The 21,219-nt window shown below is 48.0% G+C and carries 18 protein-coding genes; 7 read left to right on the forward strand and 11 right to left on the reverse strand.

The genetic code is table 11. From position 1 onward, the window contains the following. Positions 1-110: 110 nt before the first annotated feature. The 6 genes from HMPREF9446_RS05625 to tsaB all read right to left on the reverse strand — a co-directional run bounded on the left by HMPREF9446_RS05625 (position 111) and on the right by tsaB (position 5,475). Complete coding sequence (locus HMPREF9446_RS05625; RefSeq protein ID WP_039968665.1) at positions 111-1,280, reverse strand: 1-deoxy-D-xylulose-5-phosphate reductoisomerase; 1,170 nt, start codon at positions 1,278-1,280, stop codon at positions 111-113. Between the two features lie 43 nt (positions 1,281-1,323). Beyond that, on the reverse strand, positions 1,324-2,181 hold the full coding sequence (locus tag HMPREF9446_RS05630; RefSeq protein ID WP_009124484.1) for a M23 family metallopeptidase: 858 nt from the start codon (positions 2,179-2,181) through the stop codon (positions 1,324-1,326). Then, positions 2,178-2,714, reverse strand: a complete 537-nt coding sequence (gene rimM, locus HMPREF9446_RS05635; protein WP_009124485.1) for a ribosome maturation factor RimM — start codon at positions 2,712-2,714, stop codon at positions 2,178-2,180. The genes HMPREF9446_RS05630 and rimM overlap by 4 nt, the downstream gene beginning before the upstream one ends. Positions 2,715-2,726: 12 nt before the next feature. After that, a complete protein-coding gene (gene murA / locus HMPREF9446_RS05640; RefSeq protein ID WP_009124486.1) occupies positions 2,727-4,031 on the reverse strand; it encodes a UDP-N-acetylglucosamine 1-carboxyvinyltransferase in 1,305 nt (434 codons plus the stop codon). A gap of 93 nt (positions 4,032-4,124) precedes the next feature. Further along, positions 4,125-4,736: a DUF4290 domain-containing protein gene (locus HMPREF9446_RS05645; protein ID WP_009124487.1), complete on the reverse strand. Its 612-nt coding sequence runs from the start codon at positions 4,734-4,736 to the stop codon at positions 4,125-4,127. Between the two features lie 46 nt (positions 4,737-4,782). Then, positions 4,783-5,475 (reverse strand): tRNA (adenosine(37)-N6)-threonylcarbamoyltransferase complex dimerization subunit type 1 TsaB, encoded by a 693-nt coding sequence (gene tsaB / locus HMPREF9446_RS05650; RefSeq protein WP_039968632.1) that lies wholly within the window; start codon positions 5,473-5,475, stop codon positions 4,783-4,785. Positions 5,476-5,718: 243 nt separating this feature from the next. Here tsaB and HMPREF9446_RS05655 point away from each other — a divergent pair, with 243 nt between their 5' ends. The 5 genes from HMPREF9446_RS05655 (at position 5,719) to nadD (ending at position 9,336) form a co-directional block, all read left to right on the forward strand. Next, complete coding sequence (locus tag HMPREF9446_RS05655; protein ID WP_039968633.1) at positions 5,719-6,270, forward strand: LemA family protein; 552 nt, start codon at positions 5,719-5,721, stop codon at positions 6,268-6,270. A gap of 14 nt (positions 6,271-6,284) precedes the next feature. Next, positions 6,285-7,214, forward strand: a complete 930-nt coding sequence (locus HMPREF9446_RS05660) for a DUF3137 domain-containing protein (protein WP_009124490.1) — start codon at positions 6,285-6,287, stop codon at positions 7,212-7,214. A gap of 67 nt (positions 7,215-7,281) precedes the next feature. Next, positions 7,282-8,160: a YicC/YloC family endoribonuclease gene (locus tag HMPREF9446_RS05665; RefSeq protein WP_009124491.1), complete on the forward strand. Its 879-nt coding sequence runs from the start codon at positions 7,282-7,284 to the stop codon at positions 8,158-8,160. A 13-nt stretch (positions 8,161-8,173) separates the two neighbouring features. Beyond that, entirely contained in the window at positions 8,174-8,737 is a 564-nt protein-coding gene (gmk, locus tag HMPREF9446_RS05670; protein WP_009124492.1) for a guanylate kinase, read from the forward strand. A gap of 14 nt (positions 8,738-8,751) precedes the next feature. Beyond that, positions 8,752-9,336, forward strand: a complete 585-nt coding sequence (nadD, locus tag HMPREF9446_RS05675) for a nicotinate (nicotinamide) nucleotide adenylyltransferase (RefSeq protein ID WP_009124493.1) — start codon at positions 8,752-8,754, stop codon at positions 9,334-9,336. A 35-nt stretch (positions 9,337-9,371) separates the two neighbouring features. Here nadD and HMPREF9446_RS05680 read toward each other — a convergent pair whose 3' ends face one another. From HMPREF9446_RS05680 to HMPREF9446_RS05690, 3 genes are all read right to left on the reverse strand, one after another. Next, complete coding sequence (locus HMPREF9446_RS05680; RefSeq protein ID WP_009124494.1) at positions 9,372-10,508, reverse strand: GTP-binding protein; 1,137 nt, start codon at positions 10,506-10,508, stop codon at positions 9,372-9,374. 192 nt (positions 10,509-10,700) lie between these two features. Then, complete coding sequence (locus HMPREF9446_RS05685) at positions 10,701-12,038, reverse strand: NADP-specific glutamate dehydrogenase (protein ID WP_009124495.1); 1,338 nt, start codon at positions 12,036-12,038, stop codon at positions 10,701-10,703. 362 nt (positions 12,039-12,400) lie between these two features. Next, positions 12,401-14,689, reverse strand: a complete 2,289-nt coding sequence (locus tag HMPREF9446_RS05690; protein WP_009124498.1) for an NADP-dependent malic enzyme — start codon at positions 14,687-14,689, stop codon at positions 12,401-12,403. A gap of 175 nt (positions 14,690-14,864) precedes the next feature. Between HMPREF9446_RS05690 and HMPREF9446_RS05695 the strand changes: the two genes are divergently transcribed. Then, positions 14,865-17,369, forward strand: coding sequence for a family 20 glycosylhydrolase (locus HMPREF9446_RS05695; protein ID WP_009124499.1), 2,505 nt, complete (start codon positions 14,865-14,867; stop codon positions 17,367-17,369). Positions 17,370-17,630: 261 nt separating this feature from the next. On the opposite strand, the gene HMPREF9446_RS05700 is transcribed toward HMPREF9446_RS05695, so the two are convergent. Further along, positions 17,631-18,911 (reverse strand): O-acetylhomoserine aminocarboxypropyltransferase/cysteine synthase family protein, encoded by a 1,281-nt coding sequence (locus HMPREF9446_RS05700; protein ID WP_009124501.1) that lies wholly within the window; start codon positions 18,909-18,911, stop codon positions 17,631-17,633. A 138-nt stretch (positions 18,912-19,049) separates the two neighbouring features. Between HMPREF9446_RS05700 and HMPREF9446_RS05705 the strand changes: the two genes are divergently transcribed. Next, complete coding sequence (locus tag HMPREF9446_RS05705; protein WP_009124502.1) at positions 19,050-20,084, forward strand: N-acetylmuramoyl-L-alanine amidase family protein; 1,035 nt, start codon at positions 19,050-19,052, stop codon at positions 20,082-20,084. On the opposite strand, the gene HMPREF9446_RS05710 is transcribed toward HMPREF9446_RS05705, so the two are convergent. Then, positions 20,063-20,971, reverse strand: a complete 909-nt coding sequence (locus HMPREF9446_RS05710) for a DMT family transporter (protein WP_009124503.1) — start codon at positions 20,969-20,971, stop codon at positions 20,063-20,065. The genes HMPREF9446_RS05705 and HMPREF9446_RS05710 overlap by 22 nt on opposite strands. Between the last annotated feature and the right edge of the window lie 248 nt (positions 20,972-21,219).

The following is a 21,219-nucleotide window of genomic DNA, read 5'->3' on the forward strand; positions in this document are numbered from 1 at the left end:
TGTGAGGCAATGTTAATACTGTTTTTTATAAATTTACGTTGTTGTCTTCTTAAAAACTTTTGAGATAATTCACTATCACTTCAAGAAGCCGGTACTATTCCCTTCTCCCCTTACCTTCGGAGAGGAGTAGGGGGGAGGCTTTCCATGGCTATTCTTCTGGCTTCCGCATCCGTCGCTACATAATCCTCATAAGTAGGCTTTTGTATAAAGGATACGCGGGACATGGTCTTTTCTATCACGTCACTCATGCCCAGGAAGGATATCCGGTCGTGCAGGAAGGCGGCGACTACCACTTCGTTGGCTGCATTGACTATGCAAGGCATATTCCCCGCGCGATGCAGTGCCTCGTAGGCCAATGCCAGATTGCGGAAACGGGTGGTATCCGGCTGTTCGAACGTCAACTCCGTGCATAGCTTGAAGTCCAGACGGGGGAACGTGGCTTTCAGGCGGTCGGGATAGGAGAACGCGTATTGGATGGGCAGGCGCATATCGGGCATTCCCAACTGTGCCTTGATGGCGCCATCCTCAAACTGTACCATGGAGTGGATGACCGACTGCGGATGTACCACTACCTCTATCTGGTCGGGACGTACTCCGAATAGCCATTTCGCTTCAATCACTTCAAACCCTTTGTTCATCATGGAAGCGGAATCTATAGTGATTTTGGCTCCCATTTCCCAGTTGGGGTGTTTCAGCGCCTGCGCCTTGGTGACTGTTGCCAGCTGCTCTTTGGTATAGGTACGGAACGGACCGCCGGATGCGGTCAGTATCACTTTCTCTACCGGGTTGCCCACTTCTCCGGCCAGACACTGGAAAACAGCGGAATGTTCGGAATCGACGGGCAGGATAGGGGTGCCGCTGAAACGTGCCAGGTCGTTGATGAGTTCACCGGCCACTACCAGGGTCTCTTTATTGGCGAGGGCTATCGGTTTACGGGCACGTATGGCGTTCATGGTCGGCTTCAGTCCGGCATAACCTACCATGGCGGTCAGTACCATGTCTATAGGGGCTTCCGATACAATCTGAGAGAGGGCTTCCTCACCGGCATACACTTTAATGGGCAGGTCGGAAAGAGCCTCTTTCAGTTGTTGGTATTTCGCTTCGTTGGCTATTACCACCGCCTCCGGCTTGAATTTCCGCGCCTGGGCAATGAGGTCATCCACGCGGTTGTTGGCTGTCAGCACATACGCCTCGTACCGGTCGGGATGTTCCTCTATGACCTGTAGCGCCTGCGTACCGATGGAACCGGTAGAACCAAGTATGGCAATTTGTTTCTTCATAATTATGTTGTCACAATTCATTTATATTCTGGAAGTATTTTGATTAAAATACTATATACGATTCCGGATTCACGGCTCTTCCCTTGTGCCACAACTCAAAATGGAGGTGCGGGCCGGTACTTAGCTGTCCGGTGTTTCCTACCAGCGCAATGGCTTCGCCGCCTTTCACGGCATCTCCTTCCCGTTTCAGTAAAGAGCCGCAATGTTTATAGACGGACACGAAATCCTGGTTGTGCTGTATTTCTATAAGATAGCCTGTTTCGGCGGTATAGGTACTTAATATAACGGTACCGTCCAGTGTGGCCAGCACGCTTTCGCCCGGATTGGCGGCGATGTCTGTGCCGAAATGCTTTTTCTCTGCATTGAAAGGAGATGAAATCATGCCGCGGGTGGGGCGGTAGAAGATCAGGCCATCTGCTTCCGGACGGGCGGTAATGCTGGTCAGGTTGTATTTTTCCGTTTCTTCGTACTGTTTGCGGAATTCGGCTTCCCGTTGCGTGCGTTCCATAAGGGAATCTTCGCGCAGGTTGGTCAGTGAGTCCATGGACTGGATGGTGTCGGCCTTTACCTTACCCTGGAAAATATCCTGGATATTCATGATGTATAGGTTCTGCCTTGCTACCAATTGCTGGAGTGAGTCGGCACGTAAGGCATTCTCCACTACTTGGGCGCGAATCTCGCTGTTCATATATCCGGGCAGGTAGTTGCGCAACGGGGTGAAGGCCACGATCAGGGAAGCGATGAGAAACAATACGAACAATACGGAAAGCAATACGGAGAGTCCGTTCAGTTTGGATACACGCAACGTGATGATATCCTCAAGGGTGTTCTCGTTCGTAACCGTCAGCCTGTACTTGAACTTGATGTTACTCCAAAATGCTTTTTTGCGTTTCTTTTTCATACTTCCTCTGTTTCGTCCAAAACAATCAATCCTTCCGGCAGGTCTACGGTGATGACCTTGTGTTTCCGGTCAATATCCACGATGAACTCTTCTTGCGCCGGAACCAGCAATTCTTCCCCTTGATGGTCCACCACAAACAAGGTGTTGATGGTAGAAGTATCCACATCTGTAATTTCTCCGAGCTTGCCGTGGTGGGTTTCCTCCATGCGGAAACCTACAAAGAAATCCCAACTTAATTCGTCGGGTTCCGCTTCTTCCGCATGTTTTACCGGAAAATAGACTTCGACATTGGTAAACATGCGGGCACGCTCTGCCGTATCGATTCCTTCCAGCTTGACAAGGGCGGTAGAGTCTGAACGGAAACGATACTCTTCCATAAAAAAGGGTACCAGGATACCGTCCAACATACAAATAAGATATTCGGCTTCCACCCGGTCGAAAATGTCATCCGTGAAGGTGAACGACAACTCTCCGTGGATGCCGTGCGGCTTGTTGAATATACCTATCTTATATACTTCTTCTCTACGTATCATGCTTGCCTTGTTTTAAATTCTTGTTATTCTTGCCCCTAATGCGTTCAAACGTCCTTCGATATTCTGGTATCCCCGGTCTATCTGCTCGATGTTGTGGATGCGGCTGATGCCGTCGGCACTCATGGCGGCTATCAGCAGGGCAATGCCGGCGCGTATATCGGGCGAGGTCATGTTGCCGCCACGTAGCTTGAAGCCATGGTTATGCCCGATGACGACGGCGCGGTGCGGGTCGCAAAGAATGATTTGCGCTCCCATGTCTATCAGTTTATCCACAAAGAACAAACGGCTTTCGAACATTTTCTGATGGATGAGTACGCTGCCTTTGGCTTGGGTGGCGACTACCAGCATGACGCTGAGCAGGTCCGGAGTCAGGCCCGGCCAAGGGGCGTCTGCAATGCTCATGATGGAACCGTCTATAAAAGACTCTATCTGATAAGATTCCTGTGCCGGTACGTAGATGTCATCTCCGCGCTGTTCCATTTTGATGCCGAGACGGCGGAAGCTGTCGGGGATGATTCCCAAGTTCTCATGGGATACATTCTTGATGGTCAGTTCGCTTTGCGTCATGGCTGCCATGCCGATGAAGCTGCCCACTTCAATCATGTCGGGGAGAATGGTATGTTCGGTACCGTGCAGTTCGTCCACGCCTTCAATGGTGAGCAGGTTGGAGGCTATACCTTTTATCTTGGCACCCATCCGGTTCAACATTTTGCATAACTGCTGTATGTAAGGCTCACAAGCTGCGTTGTAGATTGTGGTCTTGCCTTTGGCCAGTACGGCTGCCATCAAAATGTTGGCTGTTCCCGTAACGGAGGCTTCATCCAGCAGCATATAAGTGCCTTGCAGCTGTTTGGCCGATATCTCGTATATTTCCCTTGTTTCATTGTAAACGAAACCGGCACCCAAGTTCTGGATACCGATGAAATGGGTATCCAGGCGACGACGGCCGATCTTGTCTCCTCCCGGCTTGGAAATCATGGCTTTGCCGAAACGGGCTACCATGGGGCCTACCAGCATGACAGAACCGCGCAGGCTGGAGCATTTCTTCAGAAACTCATCACTTTCCAGATAAGAAAAGTCCACGTTTGCCGCCTGGAAACTGTAGGTGTCTATACTCTTTTTCGATACATGGACTCCCATGTCCCGCATCAGTTGAATCAAGTTGTTGACGTCCAGGATGTCCGGTATATTGTGTATAATCACCTCTTCGGCTGTGAGCAATGTGGCACAGATAATCTGCAACACCTCGTTTTTTGCTCCTTGGGGGTATATGTCACCGGAAAGTCTATGTCCTCCTTCAATTACGAATGATGCCATGAAATGAATGTTTTTGAATTTTGAATGATGAATGATGAATTTTGAATGACAACACCTGATTCAAAATTCATCATTCATCATTCAAGATTCCTTTTAGTATTTCCTTTTCCTGTTGTTTCTGTTATTTTGGTTATTCATCTTCGGACGGTAATTCTGGTCGATCCGTTCTGCCATAAGGCGGACGATGCTGTCGGTCATTTGCAGCTTGCCGTTGGAAAGCTCGGAGAGGTCGTCCGCGATCTTGCGGTCATCAACCGTGTCTTTGTTCCATGCCATGTAGTCTTTCTTCATGTGGTTGCAAATCAATGCAATCAGACTTTGCTTTTCATCTCCTTCCGGGAAATCAATGGCTTTATTGATCAGAACCTCCAGTGTACGTCCGTAATGGCGGTAGCGGATTTTGGTACTGGGGTAGGGAACATTTTCGGGTTTTGTCCTGAGATTGTCTTTGCGGATGATTTCGTACGGATAGTCAATGTCCAGCCTGAAGTCGGACATGATGGCTAGATGATCCCACAGCTTATGCTTGAAGTCGGGTACGTCGCGCAGATGCGGGAACATATTTCCCATGATGTTGATGATCGTGTTGGCGCAACGCTGGCGTTCTGCACGGTCTTCAATCGTCAGTGCATGATCTACCATGTTCTGGATGCTGCGTCCGTATTCCGGCAGGGGCATCCGCTTTTGTTGAGTATTATATTGCATATCTTTATTGATAGTTGACAGTTGGTAATTTTTAAAACAATCCTTTTTACAATAGCTTTTTAGGCTTGCTGGCTACGAACTCTTTCAGATAGAAAGGCTCGAAGTAGGCCACATCCTTGAAGTCCTGTTCGGCAATGGCTTTCTCCGCCAGAGGAAACATCATGCCGGCAAGCGGGTGGACACCGTCGATGAAGTGTGCATTGGGATGTGTTATCTTCTCTTTGCATTTGGCGGCACCGTTGCCGAAGAAATAGACGGGACGTTTCTCCAGAAACTCAAGGTAGGAGTTCTCATCTACGATGTCGGCGGCAATGTCGCGTACGGGTTTCAGGGCACGGTCATAAACGGCGGCATATACTTCCATGCGGCGGGCGTCAATCATCGGGCACAGCAATGCGTCATCAGGCAGTTCTTCGTGATAAAGCAGTATGGGCACACACAATACCTTCAGTGTGGGCAAGCCGACAAGAGGCAGGTTGCGTCCGTAACAGACACCTTTGGCCATAGATACCCCGATACGCAATCCTGTATATGAACCCGGGCCGCAACTTACGGCTACGGCATCTAACGGCAGGGCGTGACTGTCGGCAAACGAAAGTGCCTCGTCCACGAATACTCCCAATGAAACGGCGTGTGAAGGACCTTTCAGGTCTTCTTTTGAAAATACATTTTGTCCATCTTCGCTCACGGCAACGGAGCATGCAGAAGTGGAAGTCTCAATGTGCAAGATACACGACATAGTTTTTACTGAATTAAATTGTCGCAAATTTACTGGTTTATTTTCAGATACACAAGCGAATTATTAAACGGTTCGGCATCTTTGTCATGTCGTAGTCTGCTCATCTTTAAGAAGACTTGATTATGTCATTACATATTTAGGTAAATCTTTAGATAATTTCTATATTTGCCGATGTCTTCGGGAAAAGCTCCTGGATTAATTAACACTAATATAAACCGGCATAAGGAGTGTCGTAAAGAGAGTATGGTTATAGCTATTGTAGTTGCGGTGATTGTATTGATTGTGGTTACTATGTACAACTCGTTGATAAGAAAGAGAAACCAGGTGGATAATGCGTTTGCTTCTATTGATGTGATGCTGAAGCAACGGTTCGACTTGATTCCCAATTTAGTGGCAAGTGTGCGGCAATATGCCAAGCATGAAGCTGATACGTTTTCTGCAATAACCGAGATGCGTAACAAATCCTATACCTCCCTTACTGAAAACGAGAAAGCCGATTTCGACAAGAATTTCTCCGGTATCCGTTCCAAGTTTTTTGCTGTTGCCGAGAATTATCCTGAACTGAAAGCGTCCGAAAACTTCTTGCAACTTCAGCGTGCGCTTAATGAAACGGAAGAACAACTTGCGGCTGCCCGCCGTACATTCAATGCTTGTGTTACTGATTATAATAATGCCGTTCAGAGCTTCCCCACGAATGTGTTGGCAGGCATGATGGGTTTTACCTGCAAAACAGTGCTGGCCATTCCCGAAGCTGAACGTGCTACTCCGGACGTGAAGAATTTATTTAACTCATAAGTACCGGTCAAGGAATGAAAAATCAAGAATTTGATTACTTGGTACAGCGTTTGAATCCGGTGTTGCAAAAACTTGAGCGGAAACGCAAGGAGTTATTGAGAAAGGGAAGCGCGGAAGGAGCAATATGGGCTGCCATTGTCTTTTTTCTTATTTTCGTGATATTGGCAAAAGGCGGTGTTCAACCTGTATTCAGCCTGTCGGTAGCAGGAATTGTTGCATTAATCGTATTTCTGTGCTGTGTAAGCAAAAAGTCGTCACTTCTTTCTTCCTATTATAAGAAAGAAGTGATTGACGAGGTTGTTCAGAATATTTGTCCGGGAGCTTCTTATGTGCCCGGACAAGGCATTAGCGAGGCTGCATTCAGAAATAGCGGATTGTTTCAATCGCCCGACCGCTATCATGCCGAAGATCAGATATCGGGCTGTTTAGGTAAAACGACCTTCACCTGTTCCGAAGTGCATGCCGAGGAGCTTAGAACTCGTTCTACCAAAAACGGTGTGCAACACTATTGGGTGACCATCTTCCGTGGTTTCTTGTTTATGGCTGATTTCCATAAGGACTTCAGCGGAAAGACAACCGTCATGAAAAACAGCCTGTTCAAGATGAAGTGGGGCGAGTCAAGAGTAAAAATGGAAAATCCCGATTTTGAGAAGGTATTTGATGTCTTCTCTACCGGACAGGTCGAGGCGCGTTACCTTATTACTCCTTCAATGATGGAACGGTTGCTGAAGCTGAACGACAGTTTCAAAAATGGGGTTACAATCAGCTTTCGCGATTCCTACATTATTGTGGCAATCCCTAATTCGCGAAATTGCTTTGAAGCAAGTATATGGACGTCAATGACTGACTTAAGCATCCTTAAAGCTGACTTTGAAATCATTTACTCATTGCTCCAAATAGTAGATGAACTCAACTTGAATACCCGTATTTGGACGAAAGAGTAAACTATATTTCCCGAAATCTTTTCTGTAATAAAAATAATCATGTAATTTTGCGCAAAACTATAACATTATGATACAATCTATGACGGGATACGGCAAGGCAACTGTCGAACTGCCCGATAAGAAAATCAACGTTGAAATCAAGTCTCTCAATAGCAAGGCAATGGACTTGTCTGCCCGTATCGCTCCGTTATACCGGGAAAAGGAGATTGAAATCCGTAGCGAAATATCCAAGATTCTGGAACGTGGGAAAGTGGATTTCAGCCTTTGGATTGAGAAGAAAGATGCTGAACAGCTTGCCACTCCCATCAATCAGGAACTGGTTGAGGCTTATTATAAAAAAATTAAAGAGATTTCTGCTGTTGCCGGAATCCCTGAACCGGCCGACTGGTTTTCCACTTTGCTCCGTATGCCGGATGTAATGACCAAGAATGAAATACAGGAACTGAGTGATGAGGAATGGGCCATGGCTCACGCTGCCGTAGAGGAAGCAATCAGCCATCTGGTGGACTTCCGCAAGCAGGAAGGTGCGGCTCTGGAAAAGAAGTTCCGCGAGAAGATTGCCAATATTGCCCATTTGTTGGAAACTATTACCCCGTACGAGAAAGAGCGTGTGGCTAAAGTGAAAGAACGCATCACCGATGCTCTTGAAAAGACGTTGAGCGTAGATTATGATAAGAACCGTTTGGAGCAGGAGTTGATTTATTACATTGAAAAGCTGGATGTCAATGAGGAAAAGCAACGTCTCGGCAATCACCTGAAGTATTTCATCAGTACACTGGAGGGTGGAAGCGGACAGGGGAAGAAGTTGGGTTTCATTGCTCAGGAAATGGGACGTGAAATCAATACTTTAGGCAGCAAGTCCAATCATGCCGAGATGCAGAAAATCGTAGTCCAGATGAAAGATGAACTGGAGCAAATCAAGGAACAAGTCTTGAACGTGATGTAATCCGTGAATCAATATGGCAAAACTTATTATATTTTCAGCACCTTCCGGTTCTGGAAAGTCAACGATTATAAATTATCTGTTGACTCAAAATCTGAATCTGGCTTTCTCTATATCTGCTACCAGCCGTCCGCCCCGCGGGACAGAGAAGGATGGGGTGGAATATTTCTTCCTGACTCCCGATGAATTCCGCAGGCGCATAGCCAACGGTGAGTTTCTGGAATATGAAGAAGTGTATCAGGACCGTTTTTACGGTACATTGAAGGCGCAGGTGGAAAAGCAGCTGGCTGCCGGACAGAATGTGATATTCGATGTAGATGTGGTAGGTGGTTGCAATATCAAGAAGTTCTATGGTGAACGCGCTTTGTCTGTCTTTATTCAGCCGCCTTCCGTGGAAGAGTTGCGCAAACGTCTGGTAGGCAGGGCTACGGATGCTCCGGAAGTGATAGAGAGCCGCATAGCGAAAGCTGAATATGAGCTTGGTTTCGCTCCAAGATTCGATAAAGTGATTGTCAATGATGATTTAGAGACAGCTGAAGCGGAAGTTTTGAAAGCGATCACTGAGTTCTTGAAGTCATGAAGCGATAGTTACCAATGAATATAGGAATCTTCAGCGGCTCGTTCAATCCGGTACATATCGGACATTTGGCTCTCGCTAACTATCTTTGTGAGTACGAGGGGCTGGATGAAGTGTGGTTTATGGTTACTCCCCACAATCCCTTGAAAGAGGAGAGCGGATTGATGGATGATAAGTTCCGCCTGAAATTGGTGGAACTTGCCATAGCGGGGTATCCTAAGTTCCGGGCTTCCGATCTGGAATTTAATCTGCCCCGTCCTTCTTATACTGTCCGTACGTTGGAGGAGTTGGGAAACATTCACCCCGAACATACTTTTTACCTTATTATCGGTTCCGACAACTGGACACTTTTCCCCCGTTGGCGTGAGTCGGACCGTATTCTTGCGGAAAATCAGATGATTGTCTATCCTCGTCCCGGCTATCCGGTAGATGCTGCATCCTTGCCGCAAAACGTAAGATTGGCCACGTCTCCTGTTTTTGAAATTAGTTCCACGTTCATTCGCCGGGCCATGGATGAAGGAAAGGATATCCGTTACTTCCTGCATCCGGCAGTATATGAAGAGTTGAAATATTCTGTAGGTAGCGACGGCACTTCCCGTTAGGAGAAGTTTCCGTTGCCACTTACAAGCACGGGAATTTATTCCAGGCACTCGTCCAAGTCATGTGCCAGTTGTTCTTTGTCCAGATGCTGTCCTATAAACACAATCTTCTGCATACGGTCTCCGTACTTCTCATCCCAGTCCCGCATCAATCCCGGTTCTTGGCGTTTCAGTTCTATCAGGTCTTCTTCAGGAGCGGTGGCATACCACAGACCGGCTTCGGTGAGTTGCTTTTGTACACCGGCTTGCTCGAAGAGGTAGGACATGTCGCGATTATGGCTGAAGTAGCAGACCCCTTTGGCGCGAATGATATTCCGCGGCCATTGGGTAGCGATGAAATGGTCGAGCTTATGGATGTTGAAAGCAGGGCGGCGGTAGTAAACGAATGTACCGATGCCATATTCTTCCACTTCGCCTCCTTCGGCAGGATGATGGTGGTGCGCATGCCCTTCTATTCCCCGAATCCATCCGGCTGAGGTGGCGACACGCTCAAAATCGAAGAGCCCGGTATGGATAATCTTTTCCAGATCCACGTCGGCATAATTGCACTCTATGATTTCAGCACCGGGTTGTAGTGTACGGATAATCTGCTTGATGCGTTTCAGCTCTTCCGGTTGGACCTCGGAGGCTTTATTCAACAGGATAATGTTGCAAAATTCAATCTGCTGGATGATGAGATTCTCGATATCCTCGTCTTCAATACCCTTGCGGGTCAAGTCGTCGCCGCAAGCGAACTCGCTTTGCAGGCGCAGGGCATCCACTACGGTGGTGATGCAGTCCAGGCGGCAAGTACCGTACCGGGTGTACATTCCCCCCAGGCTTGGGATGGAGCAGAGTGTCTGTGCGATAGGCTCGGGTTCGCAAATGCCACTGGCTTCGATGACGATGTAGTCAAAGCGCTGCATTTTCATGATCTCTCCCATTTGTTCTATCAAGTCCGTTTTCAGGGTGCAGCAGATGCATCCGTTCTGAAGTGCCACGAGGCTTTCGTCTTTCTTGCCGACAATCCCTCCTTTTTGGATGAGGTCGGCATCTATATTCACTTCTCCTATGTCATTGACAATGACGGCAAACTTGATGCCGCGTTTGTTGGCAAGGATATGATTCACTAAGGTTGTTTTTCCACTGCCCAGATATCCGGTCAGAAGCAGTACGGGAATTTCTTTTGTATTCATATAGTTACGGTTTTGTTCTGTTGGGTTGGATGGCTCTTGCCGTTTAACCACTACAAATGTATTTCATTTCTATGATATACTGCCGGATATCGGAGATTTTTAGTGCTAATAGTTATAAAAAGCAGAAAAGCGGGAACTCCATGCCGTTTCCCGCCTTTCTGCTTTTTATGGTTGTATTACTATGGCTTAGTCTTACAGAATACCTTGTGACATCATGGCTTTGGCCACCTTCATGAATCCGGCCACGTTGGCGCCTTTCACGTAATTAACGTAACCGTCCGGTTCGGTACCGTATTGCACGCAGGCAGCGTGAATGTTTTTCATGATGCTCTTCAGCTTTTCATCCACTTCTTCAGCGCTCCAGCCCAGTTTGATGGAGTTCTGGGTCATTTCAAGGCCAGATACCGATACACCGCCGGCATTGGCTGCCTTACCCGGAGCATACAGGATCTTGGCTTCCTGGAATACTTTGATAGCTTCCGGGGTAGAAGGCATGTTGGCGCCTTCGGAAACGGCTATCACGCCATTGGCCACCAGTTGACGGGCATGGTCACCGTTCAATTCGTTCTGAGTAGCGGACGGTAATGCGATGTCGGCCTTTTCACCCCAAGGCTTGGCACCTTCCACATATTTGACGCCCGGATATTGTTCTGCGTATTCACGAATACGTCCGCGATATAAGTTCTTCAACTCCATGATGTAGTCCAACTTTTCGCGATCAATGCCGTCCGGATCATATATATAGCCGTCTGAGTCGGACATGGTCAACACTTTACCGCCTAATTCCAGCACTTTCTCGGCTGTATATTGAGCTACGTTACCGGAACCGGAAATCAGACAGGTCTTGCCTTTCAAGTCAGTACCTTTTGTTTTCAGCATTTCCATCAAGAAGTAGATGTTGCCGTAACCGGTAGCCTCCGGACGAATCAGTGACCCGCCGAATTCGCGGCCCTTGCCTGTAAATGTTCCGGTGAACTCATGAGTCAGCTTCTTGTACATGCCGAACATGAAACCCACTTCACGGCCACCTACACCGATATCACCGGCGGGAACGTCCGTTTCGGGGCCGATATGACGCCACAGTTCCAGCATGAAAGCCTGGACGAAACGCATAACCTCGGCATTTGATTTGCCGCGCGGAGAGAAGTCGGAACCGCCTTTACCGCCACCCATAGGTAGGGTTGTCAATGAATTTTTGAAAGTCTGCTCAAAAGCAAGGAATTTCAAGATGCTCAGGTTTACAGAAGCATGGAAACGAACGCCGCCTTTGTACGGGCCGATAGCATTGTTGTGCTGTACACGGTAGCCCATGTTGGTTTGTACGTTGCCTTTATCATCCACCCAGGTAACACGGAATTGGTAAACGCGATCGGGGATGCAAAGACGTTCAATCAAGTTGGCTTTGTCGAACTCCGGATGTTTGTTGTATTCTTCTTCAATGGTAGAGAGAACCTCTTCTACTGCTTGATGATACTCCGGTTCATTGGGGAACCGTCTTTTCAGGTCTTCTAATACCTTAGCTGCATTCATAATCTATTTCTTTTATTGGTTGCTACTAAATGTTACCTAAAACAATTCGATTGTCGGTTTGTTTTCTTTTCTCTTATTCTGTTTGCAAAAGTACACATAAAAATGAAACACGCAAACAAATTATAAATAAAATGCGGGATAAAACAACAAAAATGATGTTTTATCCCGCAAAAAGGAATAAAAAGATATTATTTATTCTCTTTTGAGTGATTTTATCACCGGAATAAAGACTAAAGCTGCCGAAATGGCAAGTGTCAGAAGGATTGGACCGTCAATTCGTTCAACGGATATTAAAACAAAGTAGCAAAGTGCTGCCCAAAGCAGCACAATGCAAACTATTTGGGATTTTGATAACGGTCTTCTCATTTACCTGCTTTCTTTTTATCGACAATGGCATCGATTACTGCTACTGCGGTGATATTGACGATATCGCGTACAGAGCTTTCAAAATCGGTGAAGTGAATGGGCTTGTTCAATCCCATCTGGATAGGACCGATCAGTTCAGCGTCCGTATCCATGGCCTGCAATAATTTATAGGCAGAATTGGCTGAACTCAGGTTGGGGAAGATAAGTGTATTCACATCTTTGCCTTTCAGACGGGTGAAGGGGTATTTGGCGTCGCGCATCTCGCGGTTCATGGCAAAATTCACCTGCATTTCACCGTCAATGGCAAGTTCCGGATAATTCTGCTGCATGTAGTCAACCGCTTCATGTACACTTACCGGACTTCCTTCTTTATCGGCTCCGAAGTTGGAGTAGCTTAACATGGCCATTACCGGTGTATGATTGAAGAAGCGTACTGTATGTTCGGATAACTTGGCAATGTCAATCAGGGTGGCGGCGTTGGGGTGGCGGTTGATAAGCGTATCGGCAAGGAAGAAAGTTCCTTTCTTGGAGTTGAGGATATGCATGGTGCCGAAGTGTTTGTATTCCGGACGGATACCGATAACTTCTTTGGCAACCTTGATGGTATTGCTGTATTTGGTATATAGTCCGGTAATGAAGGCATCGGCTTCACCGGTTTCCACCATCATCATGCCAAAGTAGTTGCGCTCGAACATCTTGTCGTTGGCCTCTTCATAAGTAGCGCCTTCACGTGCGCGCTTTTCCGAGAGGATACGTGCATAGCGTTCGCGGCGGGGAGCCTCGTCGGGATGGCGCAGGTTTACGATCTCAATGCCTTCAAGGCTGAGGTCGAGCTCCTTTGCCAGTTTTTCGATAGCTTCGTCATTGCCTAATATAATAGGATGGCAGATACCTTCGGCTTTGGCTTCGACGGCAGCTTTCAGCATATTGGGGTGGATGCCTTCGGCGAATACCACACGCTGCGGATTGCGGCGTGCCGTATCGTAAAGTTGGCGGGTCAGTTTGCTTTCGTAACCCATCAATTCACGCAGCTGTAATTTGTAGGCGTCCCAATCTTCTATATTCTTCCGTGCCACGCCGCTTTCCATGGCCGCCCGTGCCACGGCACAGGATACTTCGGTGATGAGGCGTGGATCCACCGGTTTCGGAATGAAATATTCGGGACCGAAAGTGAAATTGTTTACATGGTACGCTTCGTTCACGACATCGGGTACGGGCTGTTTGGCCAGATTGGCTATGGCATGTACGGCAGCAATCTTCATCTCCTCGTTGATGGCTTTGGCTTGTGTGTCAAGGGCGCCGCGGAAGATGTAAGGGAAGCCGATTACGTTATTGATCTGGTTCGGATAGTCGGAACGTCCGGTGGACATCAACACATCCGGGCGTGCCGCCATTGCGTCTTCGTAAGAGATTTCCGGAGTAGGATTGGCAAGGGCGAATACGATGGGATGGTCGGCCATGCTGCGTACCATGTCCTGGGTCAGTACATTGCCTTTTGAAAGTCCGAGGAATACGTCGGCACCCTTGATGGCCTCTGCGAGTGTATGTACGTCGCGGCGTTCGGTGGCGAAGTAGCGTTTCTGTTCTGTCAGGTTTTCACGGTCACTGGTAATGACGCCTTTACTGTCCAGCATCAGGATATTTTCACGGCGGGCGCCGAGTGATTCATACAGTTTGGTGCATGACGTGGCGGAAGCACCTGCACCGTTTACCACAATCTTGACATTTTCTATCTTCTTGCCTGCCACTTCAAGGGCATTCAGCAGTCCGGCACTCGAAATGATGGCGGTACCGTGCTGGTCATCGTGCATGACGGGGATGTCGAGCTCTTCCTTCAGGCGGCGTTCGATTTCAAAACATTCGGGCGCCTTGATATCTTCCAGGTTGATACCGCCGAAAGTCGGGGCGATTGCCTTGACGGCTTCAATGAACTTGTCGGGATCTTTTTCGTTCACTTCGATGTCAAACACGTCAATGCCTGCATAAATCTTGAACAACAAGCCTTTTCCTTCCATCACGGGTTTGCCGCCGAGGGCACCGATGTCACCGAGGCCTAATACGGCTGTCCCGTTGGAAATGACAGCCACCAGATTTCCTTTGGCGGTATATTTGTATGCATCCTGCGGATTCTTTTCGATTTCGAGACAAGGTTCTGCAACACCTGGAGAGTATGCCAGTGAAAGGTCGGTTTGCGTACTGTAGGGCTTGGTAGGCACTACTTCAATTTTTCCTGGCTTGCCTTGCGAGTGGTAAAGCAAAGCAGCTTCTTTGGTTATCTTTGCCATGGTAGATTAGTTAAATAGATTATAATTTTGCTGCAAATGTAGGGATAAAAGTTCTAAATTGTTTTCTGTAGCTGATAATTTCTATTATAATTATCAGCGGATAAGCTAAAAATGCTTATTTTTGGCACCGTAATGAGATATTATCCCCCATTTATTAACTTAATACATCAATGACATGAGATTTTTGAAACTCCCTTTAGCGGGATTGTTACTGTTGGCAATGACCCTGTTTGCAGGATGCAAGGCGGGCAAGGACCGGAAAGCACCGGTTGCCTTGACTTGGGAAATGGGTGCAAACAACGTTGAACCCGGATATTATGAGAATACTTTTATTCTCAAGAATATCTCTGATGAACTCTTGGGAAAAGGCTGGACCATCTACTATTCCCAACTGCCGCGCGTCATAAAGCAGGAGGGTGCCCCGGCCGTCAAGGTCGAGGCGGTGAACGGTAATTTCTTCAGAATGTCTCCCACGGAGAACTTTACCCCTTTGGCTCCGGGAGATTCAATGCGGATTACTTTCCGCTGTACCTATAAACTGGACAGAAATTCCCATGTCCCGGAAGGGACATACTGGGTGGAGACTATGGACGGTAAAGAAGGGAAACCGCTTCCCGTGGCATTGAATGCACTTCCATTGCCTTCTCCCGAATCTGTCGGCGGCTATCCGGACGCTTCCCGAATCTATGAAGCCAACCTTCGCCTGGCAGATGCGCCTGCATTGAAAGAGTCGGATCTCCTGCCTTCTGTAAAGAAAGCCGTGCGGGTTGAGGGTAGTCTTGTTCTGGAAGGTAAAGTTGCGGTGGCTTATCCTGATGATTTTTCGGTCGAAGCCAGTCTGCTGAAAGAAAAGTTGGCGGGTGTTTATGGAATGGAAGTGACTGAAAAGGCCCCTGTGACTATCGTTCTGGAGCCTTTGGCTGACAAGGAAGAAGCCGTCAACGATGAATACTATACCCTGGATATAGACAATAACCGGATAAAGATAAGCGCTGCTGCCTCTCATGGCATTTTCAACGGTATCCAGACTTTACTGGCCATGTTGAAAGGAAAGCAGGCTCCTTATCAGCTGGAAGCGGTTTCTATTCAGGATTATCCGGACCTGTCTTATCGCGGACAAATGATAGACATAGCCCGCGACTATACCACACCGGAAAACATGAAGAAGCTGATTGATGTCTTGGCTTCCTATAAAATGAATGTCCTTCATTTTCATTTTTGCGATGATGAAGGTTGGCGCCTGGAAATTCCCGGTCTGGAGGAGCTGACTGCCGTAGGAAGCCGCCGGGGACATACTACGGACGAGAGCCAATGTCTCTATCCATGCTATGACGGTGGATATGATCCCGATGCGAAGACTCCCGGCAACGGGTATTATACCCGTGAGGCATTTATCGGCCTGCTGCGGTATGCGGCTGAAAGGCATGTCCGCGTGATACCGGAAATAGAATCTCCGGGACATGCCCGTGCGGCCATCGTTTCCATGAAGGCCCGTTATGACAAATACATCGGGACCGACCCTGAGAAGGCGACCGAGTATCTGTTGAGCGAACCGGAAGATACTTCCCGTTATACTTCTGTACAATACTATACGGATAATGTCATCAATGTGGCCTTGCCTTCCACTTACCGTTTTATGGAAAAAGTGATTCAGGAACTTAATGCCATGTATAAGGAAGCGGGTGTGCCGCTGACTACCGTGCATCTGGGCGGTGACGAAGTTCCGCGCGGTGTATGGATGGGGTCTCCCGAATGCCGGAAACTGATGAAAGAAAAGGGGATGGAAAAAGCCCATGATCTGTCGGAGTATTTCATTACACGGATGGCGGGCATCCTGCAAAAGAACGGCTTGAAGGTCAGCGGCTGGCAAGAAGTTGCCTTGGGGCATACGGAAGAAGCTCACCGGCAGTTGAGACAACAGACTGAAGGTGTATATTGCTGGAATACCGTTCCGGGATCTGATGAAGTGGTCTATCACACGGCGAACAACGGTTATCCTGTCATTCTTTGCAATGTGGGTAATTTCTATATGGATATGGCATATAACGGCCATCCTGATGAACGTGGCCTTGATTGGGGAGGGTATGTTGATGAGTCCATATCCTTTTCGATGCTTCCTTACAGCATTTACCGCTCGTTGCGTGTGGATATGGCGGGCAATCCCGTTGACTTGGATAAAGCGGAGAAAGGAAAGACTGCTTTGACTGAAGCGGGCAGGCGGAATATAGTAGGTGTGCAGGGGCAGCTGTTTGCCGAAACCATCCGTAGCTTTGAAGGGGTGGAATATCTTCTTTTCCCGAAGCTGATGGGGTTGGCAGAACGCGGTTGGAATGCCCATCCGGCATGGGAATCTTTGTCGGGTGCGCAGGAACAACAAGCTTTCAATCAAGCGTTGGCGCTTTATTATGAGAAAATCAGCAAGGAGGAAATGCCTTATTGGGCAAAGAACGGCATTAATTTCCGTCTGCCGCAACCGGGTCTGATGGTGAAAGACGGCAACCTTTACGCCAATGTGGCCATTCAAGGCGGTGAAATACGTTACACGACGGATGGAACGGAACCTGGCGCGCAATCTGCATTGTGGAAGGCGCCGGTGAAATGTGAAGCTTCAGCCGTTAAGGCAAAGACTTTCTATCAAGGGAAAGAGAGTTTGCCGATAACGTTGGCTGTCGGGCGGTAAAGGGGCCCATTGGCTGAATTCTTCTTAGAAGTTTATTCAAAGCTTGTGAATATCCGTTCACAAGCTTTGAATATATATTCGCAGGCTTTGAATATCCGTTCGCGCACTGCGAACAGAGATCTCACTTAACTCCGCGGCTTTTTAGTCTTGGCTTCAAAAGTCTTTTCTTTAGCTTTCCGTGAAGTTTTCAATAGACATCTGACGGCTGGGGGATATAGTATCTTTCGGCAGCGGCACTATCTCTCCTGCATTCAGTGCCTGTTATGCATTCAGTGCCTGTTCAATATCAGCAATGATGTCATCCGCATTTTCTATGCCTACTGAAAAGCGAATCAAGTCGGGACGTACACCGGCTTCCATCAGTTGTTCGTCCGTGAGCTGGCGGTGTGTATGACTGGCAGGATGCAGCACACAAGTACGTGCATCGGCTACATGGGTTACGATAGCGGCCAGTTTCAGTGAATCCATGAATTTGATGGCTACGTCCCGTCCTCCTTTCAGGCCGAAAGTGACAACGCCGCATGAACCGTTCGGCATGTATTTCTGTGCCAGTTCATGGTATTTGTCACCCGGCAGGCCACAATAGTTTACCCAAGCTACTTTATCATTCTTGGAAAGGTATTCGGCAACAGCCTGGGCATTCTTGCAGTGTTGGGGCATGCGCAGGTGCAGGGTTTCCAGACCAAGATTCAGCAAAAATGCGTTTTGCGGTGACTGGATGCTGCCGAGGTCGCGCATCAGCTGTGCGGTGGCTTTGGTGATATAAGCCATTTTTCCAAAGGCTTTCGTGTAAGTCAGCCCGTGGTATGATTCGTCCGGAGTGCACAGGCCGGGGAACTTGTCGGCATGTGCATCCCAATCGAAGTTGCCGCTATCTACTATGGCTCCTCCTACACTGGTGGCATGGCCGTCCATGTATTTGGTGGTAGAGTGTACCACGATGTCTGCGCCCCATTCAAACGGGCGGCAGTTGATGGGAGTGGGGAAGGTGTTGTCTATAATCAGGGGAACGCCGTGTTTATGGGCGATACGTGCGAACTTCTCAATGTCGAGCACTTCCAGTGTAGGGTTGGAGATTGTTTCGCCGAACAGTGCTTTGGTATTCGGACGGAAAGCAGCCGAGATTTCTTCTTCCGGTGCATCCGGATTGATGAAAGTAACCTCAATGCCCAGCTTTTTCATCGTCACACCGAAAAGGTTGAACGTTCCGCCGTAAATGGTAGATGAACAGACGAAATGGTCGCCTGCCTGGCAGATATTGAAGATAGCGTAGAAGTTGGCAGACTGTCCGCTGGAGGTCAGCATGGCAGCTACACCGCCTTCGAGGGCGGCTATCTTGGCGGCTACGGCATCATTCGTCGGGTTTTGCAGGCGGGTATAGAAATAGCCGCTTTCCTCAAGGTCGAACAGGCGTGCCATCTGTTCACTGGTTTCATATTTGAATGTTGTACTTTGATAGATGGGGAGTACGCGGGGCTCCCCCTTTTTAGGAGTCCATCCGGCTTGTACGCACAGGGTCTCCGGCTTGAATTGTTTTGTCATAATGCTATCTGTCTTTTTAAGTTTATTGCTAATTATCAAGTAAGTTGCCGCAAAAGTAGGGAAAAAAATATAATTTTGTGTGCAGTAACGGTAAAATGCTATAAATTAGCGGCTGGAAATCTGCAGCGAACCGAATAAATGACGAATAATTGGAATATGAAACGCATACTTTGCCTACTGGCCATTCTCTTTTGCACTTTGTTTGCTTTTAATGCTTCGGCTCAAGAAGAGCGGGACAGTCCGAGACGTGGAGAAGGAGTCTCTGCTTTCCTGGAACGCAACAAGCGTCCGGGGAGAACCTATTATAAAGAGTTCTTGAAACTGAACGAGAAACGCCTTAAAGGGAAAGAGGAATTACGACTGGGAGTGAAGTACGTACTGCCTCCATTGCGGAACAGTTCTGCCTCCAGATCGGCCGGTAACAGGAAAAGGGCCATCAATGAGCCTTTGTTCGGAAAAGGGCTTGCCAATGTAAAGGTTACTTCGGACCGTTTGCGGGGTGCCTGTTTTTATGTAGTCAGCGGGCACGGAGGTCCCGACCCGGGAGCCATCGGCAAGATCGGCAGAATAGAGTTGCATGAAGACGAATACGCCTATGACGTCGCTTTGCGTCTCGCCCGTAATCTGATGCAGGAAGGTGCCGAAGTCCATATCATTATCCAGGATGCTAAAGACGGTATTCGTGATGACCGTTATCTTTCGAACAGTAAGCGTGAAACTTGTATGGGGGCCGCCATTCCCTTGAACCAGGTGGCACGCCTTCAACAGCGTTGTGCCAAAATCAATGAACTTTATAGGAAAGACCGGAAGAACTATAAATATTGCCGTGCCATTTTCCTGCATGTAGATAGCCGCAGCAAGGGACACCAGACTGATGTGTTCTTTTACCATTCCAGGAACAAGCCTGACAGCAAAAGGCTGGCAACGACCATGAAGAATACTTTTGAGTCAAAATATGACAAACATCAGCCTAACCGTGGCTTTACGGGGACGGTCAGCGCGCGTAATCTGTATGTGCTTGCCAACACTTCACCTGCGTCCGTGTTTGTGGAGCTGGGCAATATCCAGAATACCTTTGACCAGCGCCGCTTTGTCATCAGTTCCAACCGTCAGGCGTTGGCAAAGTGGTTGATGGAAGGATTTATCGCAGATTACAGACGAGCCGTGCGCTGACGGTGTGTTTTCTTTTCATGCATGACCACGATGGTTACCGCAGTCAATATGAGTACAATGCCGATGGCACTTGCCGGCGTGAAACTCTCATGAAATACGCTGTATCCGATGGCTACGGCAGTCAGTGGTTCCAAGGCGCCGAATATGGATGTCAGGGTGGGGCCGACGTGCTTGATGGCTTTGACCAGGGTTATGTTGGAAATAGCTGTTGCCGGCAGTGCCAGCCCAAGTATATTCAGCCAGGTATGTCCGTCCGTTGCCAACCGGATGCCGCCTGTCAGGAATCCCCCTATAATGAAAAACAGTGCTCCCAGCCCCATGACATAGCATGTCAATGCCGTTGAGGGGATATGGGTGGCCCGGCTTTTGCGTACCCCGATGATGTATCCCGCGTAAAAGAACAAGGACAGTATTGCAGCTGTCATGCCTATGGTACTGTTCCCGTTATTCCCGTTCATTTCTCCGGATGACAACAATCCGGCCCCTATCAGTGAAATGGAGACGGCGAACAGCACCGAGAAGGATTTTTTCTCTCCGAACAGCAACATCATGGCAAGTGCCACGGCCAATGGATACATGAAGTGAATGGTAGATGCCACTCCACTGGCTATGTGTTGGTAGGCGATGACGAGGCTGAATGAAGTTGCCGCCCTCAATAGGCTGAGCAGGAATACCGCTCCCCAATCCTTGCGGCCGATTCGGAATGTCTCTTTCAGCATCATTCCGAATAAGGCCAATGAAAGTGAAGCGATTCCCCAACGGTATGCCAATACTTCGAAGGAAGAAAACCCTGCAGTCAGTAATGATATCGTGAAAAAAGGCGCCAGTCCGAATGTAGATGAGGAAAGTGCCGCATATATATATCCTTTTATCTGGTTGTTTTGCATCTTTTATCTTGATTTTTAGCAGATGTTTCAGAACTGTCTGTTTCATCATTTGTTAGTCTCACGCAATGCCGTGCAAAAGTAGTGAATAAATGCATCCGCTTGAATCGTTTTCACTTATTTTCTATTTGCATTTTCACGATGCAAAAATAAGGCGAAAAGAGATAGGGGACTTGTCCGATGTTGCTATAAATTCGATATCTTTGCATTTTAGATAAAAACATGATTTTTCCAGAGGACCGAAGAAACGA

Origin of the sequence: Bacteroides fluxus YIT 12057 (assembly GCF_000195635.1) — a bacterium.
Taxonomy (GTDB): domain Bacteria; phylum Bacteroidota; class Bacteroidia; order Bacteroidales; family Bacteroidaceae; genus Bacteroides; species Bacteroides fluxus.

What these genes read in the sequence shown, in the direction of transcription:
- HMPREF9446_RS05705 (WP_009124502.1), top strand. Translation starts at nt 19,050, where the DNA reads ATGACGAATAATTGGAATATGAAACGCATACTTTGCCTACTGGCCATT.
- HMPREF9446_RS05645 (WP_009124487.1), bottom strand. Translation starts at nt 4,736, where the DNA reads ATGCAATATAATACTCAACAAAAGCGGATGCCCCTGCCGGAATACGGA.
- nadD (WP_009124493.1), top strand. Translation starts at nt 8,752, where the DNA reads ATGAATATAGGAATCTTCAGCGGCTCGTTCAATCCGGTACATATCGGA.
- gmk (WP_009124492.1), top strand. Translation starts at nt 8,174, where the DNA reads ATGGCAAAACTTATTATATTTTCAGCACCTTCCGGTTCTGGAAAGTCA.
- HMPREF9446_RS05625 (WP_039968665.1), bottom strand. Translation starts at nt 1,280, where the DNA reads ATGAAGAAACAAATTGCCATACTTGGTTCTACCGGTTCCATCGGTACG.
- tsaB (WP_039968632.1), bottom strand. Translation starts at nt 5,475, where the DNA reads ATGTCGTGTATCTTGCACATTGAGACTTCCACTTCTGCATGCTCCGTT.
- HMPREF9446_RS05655 (WP_039968633.1), top strand. Translation starts at nt 5,719, where the DNA reads ATGGTTATAGCTATTGTAGTTGCGGTGATTGTATTGATTGTGGTTACT.
- HMPREF9446_RS05665 (WP_009124491.1), top strand. Translation starts at nt 7,282, where the DNA reads ATGATACAATCTATGACGGGATACGGCAAGGCAACTGTCGAACTGCCC.
- HMPREF9446_RS05680 (WP_009124494.1), bottom strand. Translation starts at nt 10,508, where the DNA reads ATGAATACAAAAGAAATTCCCGTACTGCTTCTGACCGGATATCTGGGC.
- HMPREF9446_RS05630 (WP_009124484.1), bottom strand. Translation starts at nt 2,181, where the DNA reads ATGAAAAAGAAACGCAAAAAAGCATTTTGGAGTAACATCAAGTTCAAG.
- HMPREF9446_RS05690 (WP_009124498.1), bottom strand. Translation starts at nt 14,689, where the DNA reads ATGGCAAAGATAACCAAAGAAGCTGCTTTGCTTTACCACTCGCAAGGC.
- rimM (WP_009124485.1), bottom strand. Translation starts at nt 2,714, where the DNA reads ATGATACGTAGAGAAGAAGTATATAAGATAGGTATATTCAACAAGCCG.
- HMPREF9446_RS05700 (WP_009124501.1), bottom strand. Translation starts at nt 18,911, where the DNA reads ATGACAAAACAATTCAAGCCGGAGACCCTGTGCGTACAAGCCGGATGG.
- HMPREF9446_RS05685 (WP_009124495.1), bottom strand. Translation starts at nt 12,038, where the DNA reads ATGAATGCAGCTAAGGTATTAGAAGACCTGAAAAGACGGTTCCCCAAT.
- HMPREF9446_RS05695 (WP_009124499.1), top strand. Translation starts at nt 14,865, where the DNA reads ATGAGATTTTTGAAACTCCCTTTAGCGGGATTGTTACTGTTGGCAATG.
- HMPREF9446_RS05710 (WP_009124503.1), bottom strand. Translation starts at nt 20,971, where the DNA reads ATGCAAAACAACCAGATAAAAGGATATATATATGCGGCACTTTCCTCA.
- murA (WP_009124486.1), bottom strand. Translation starts at nt 4,031, where the DNA reads ATGGCATCATTCGTAATTGAAGGAGGACATAGACTTTCCGGTGACATA.
- HMPREF9446_RS05660 (WP_009124490.1), top strand. Translation starts at nt 6,285, where the DNA reads ATGAAAAATCAAGAATTTGATTACTTGGTACAGCGTTTGAATCCGGTG.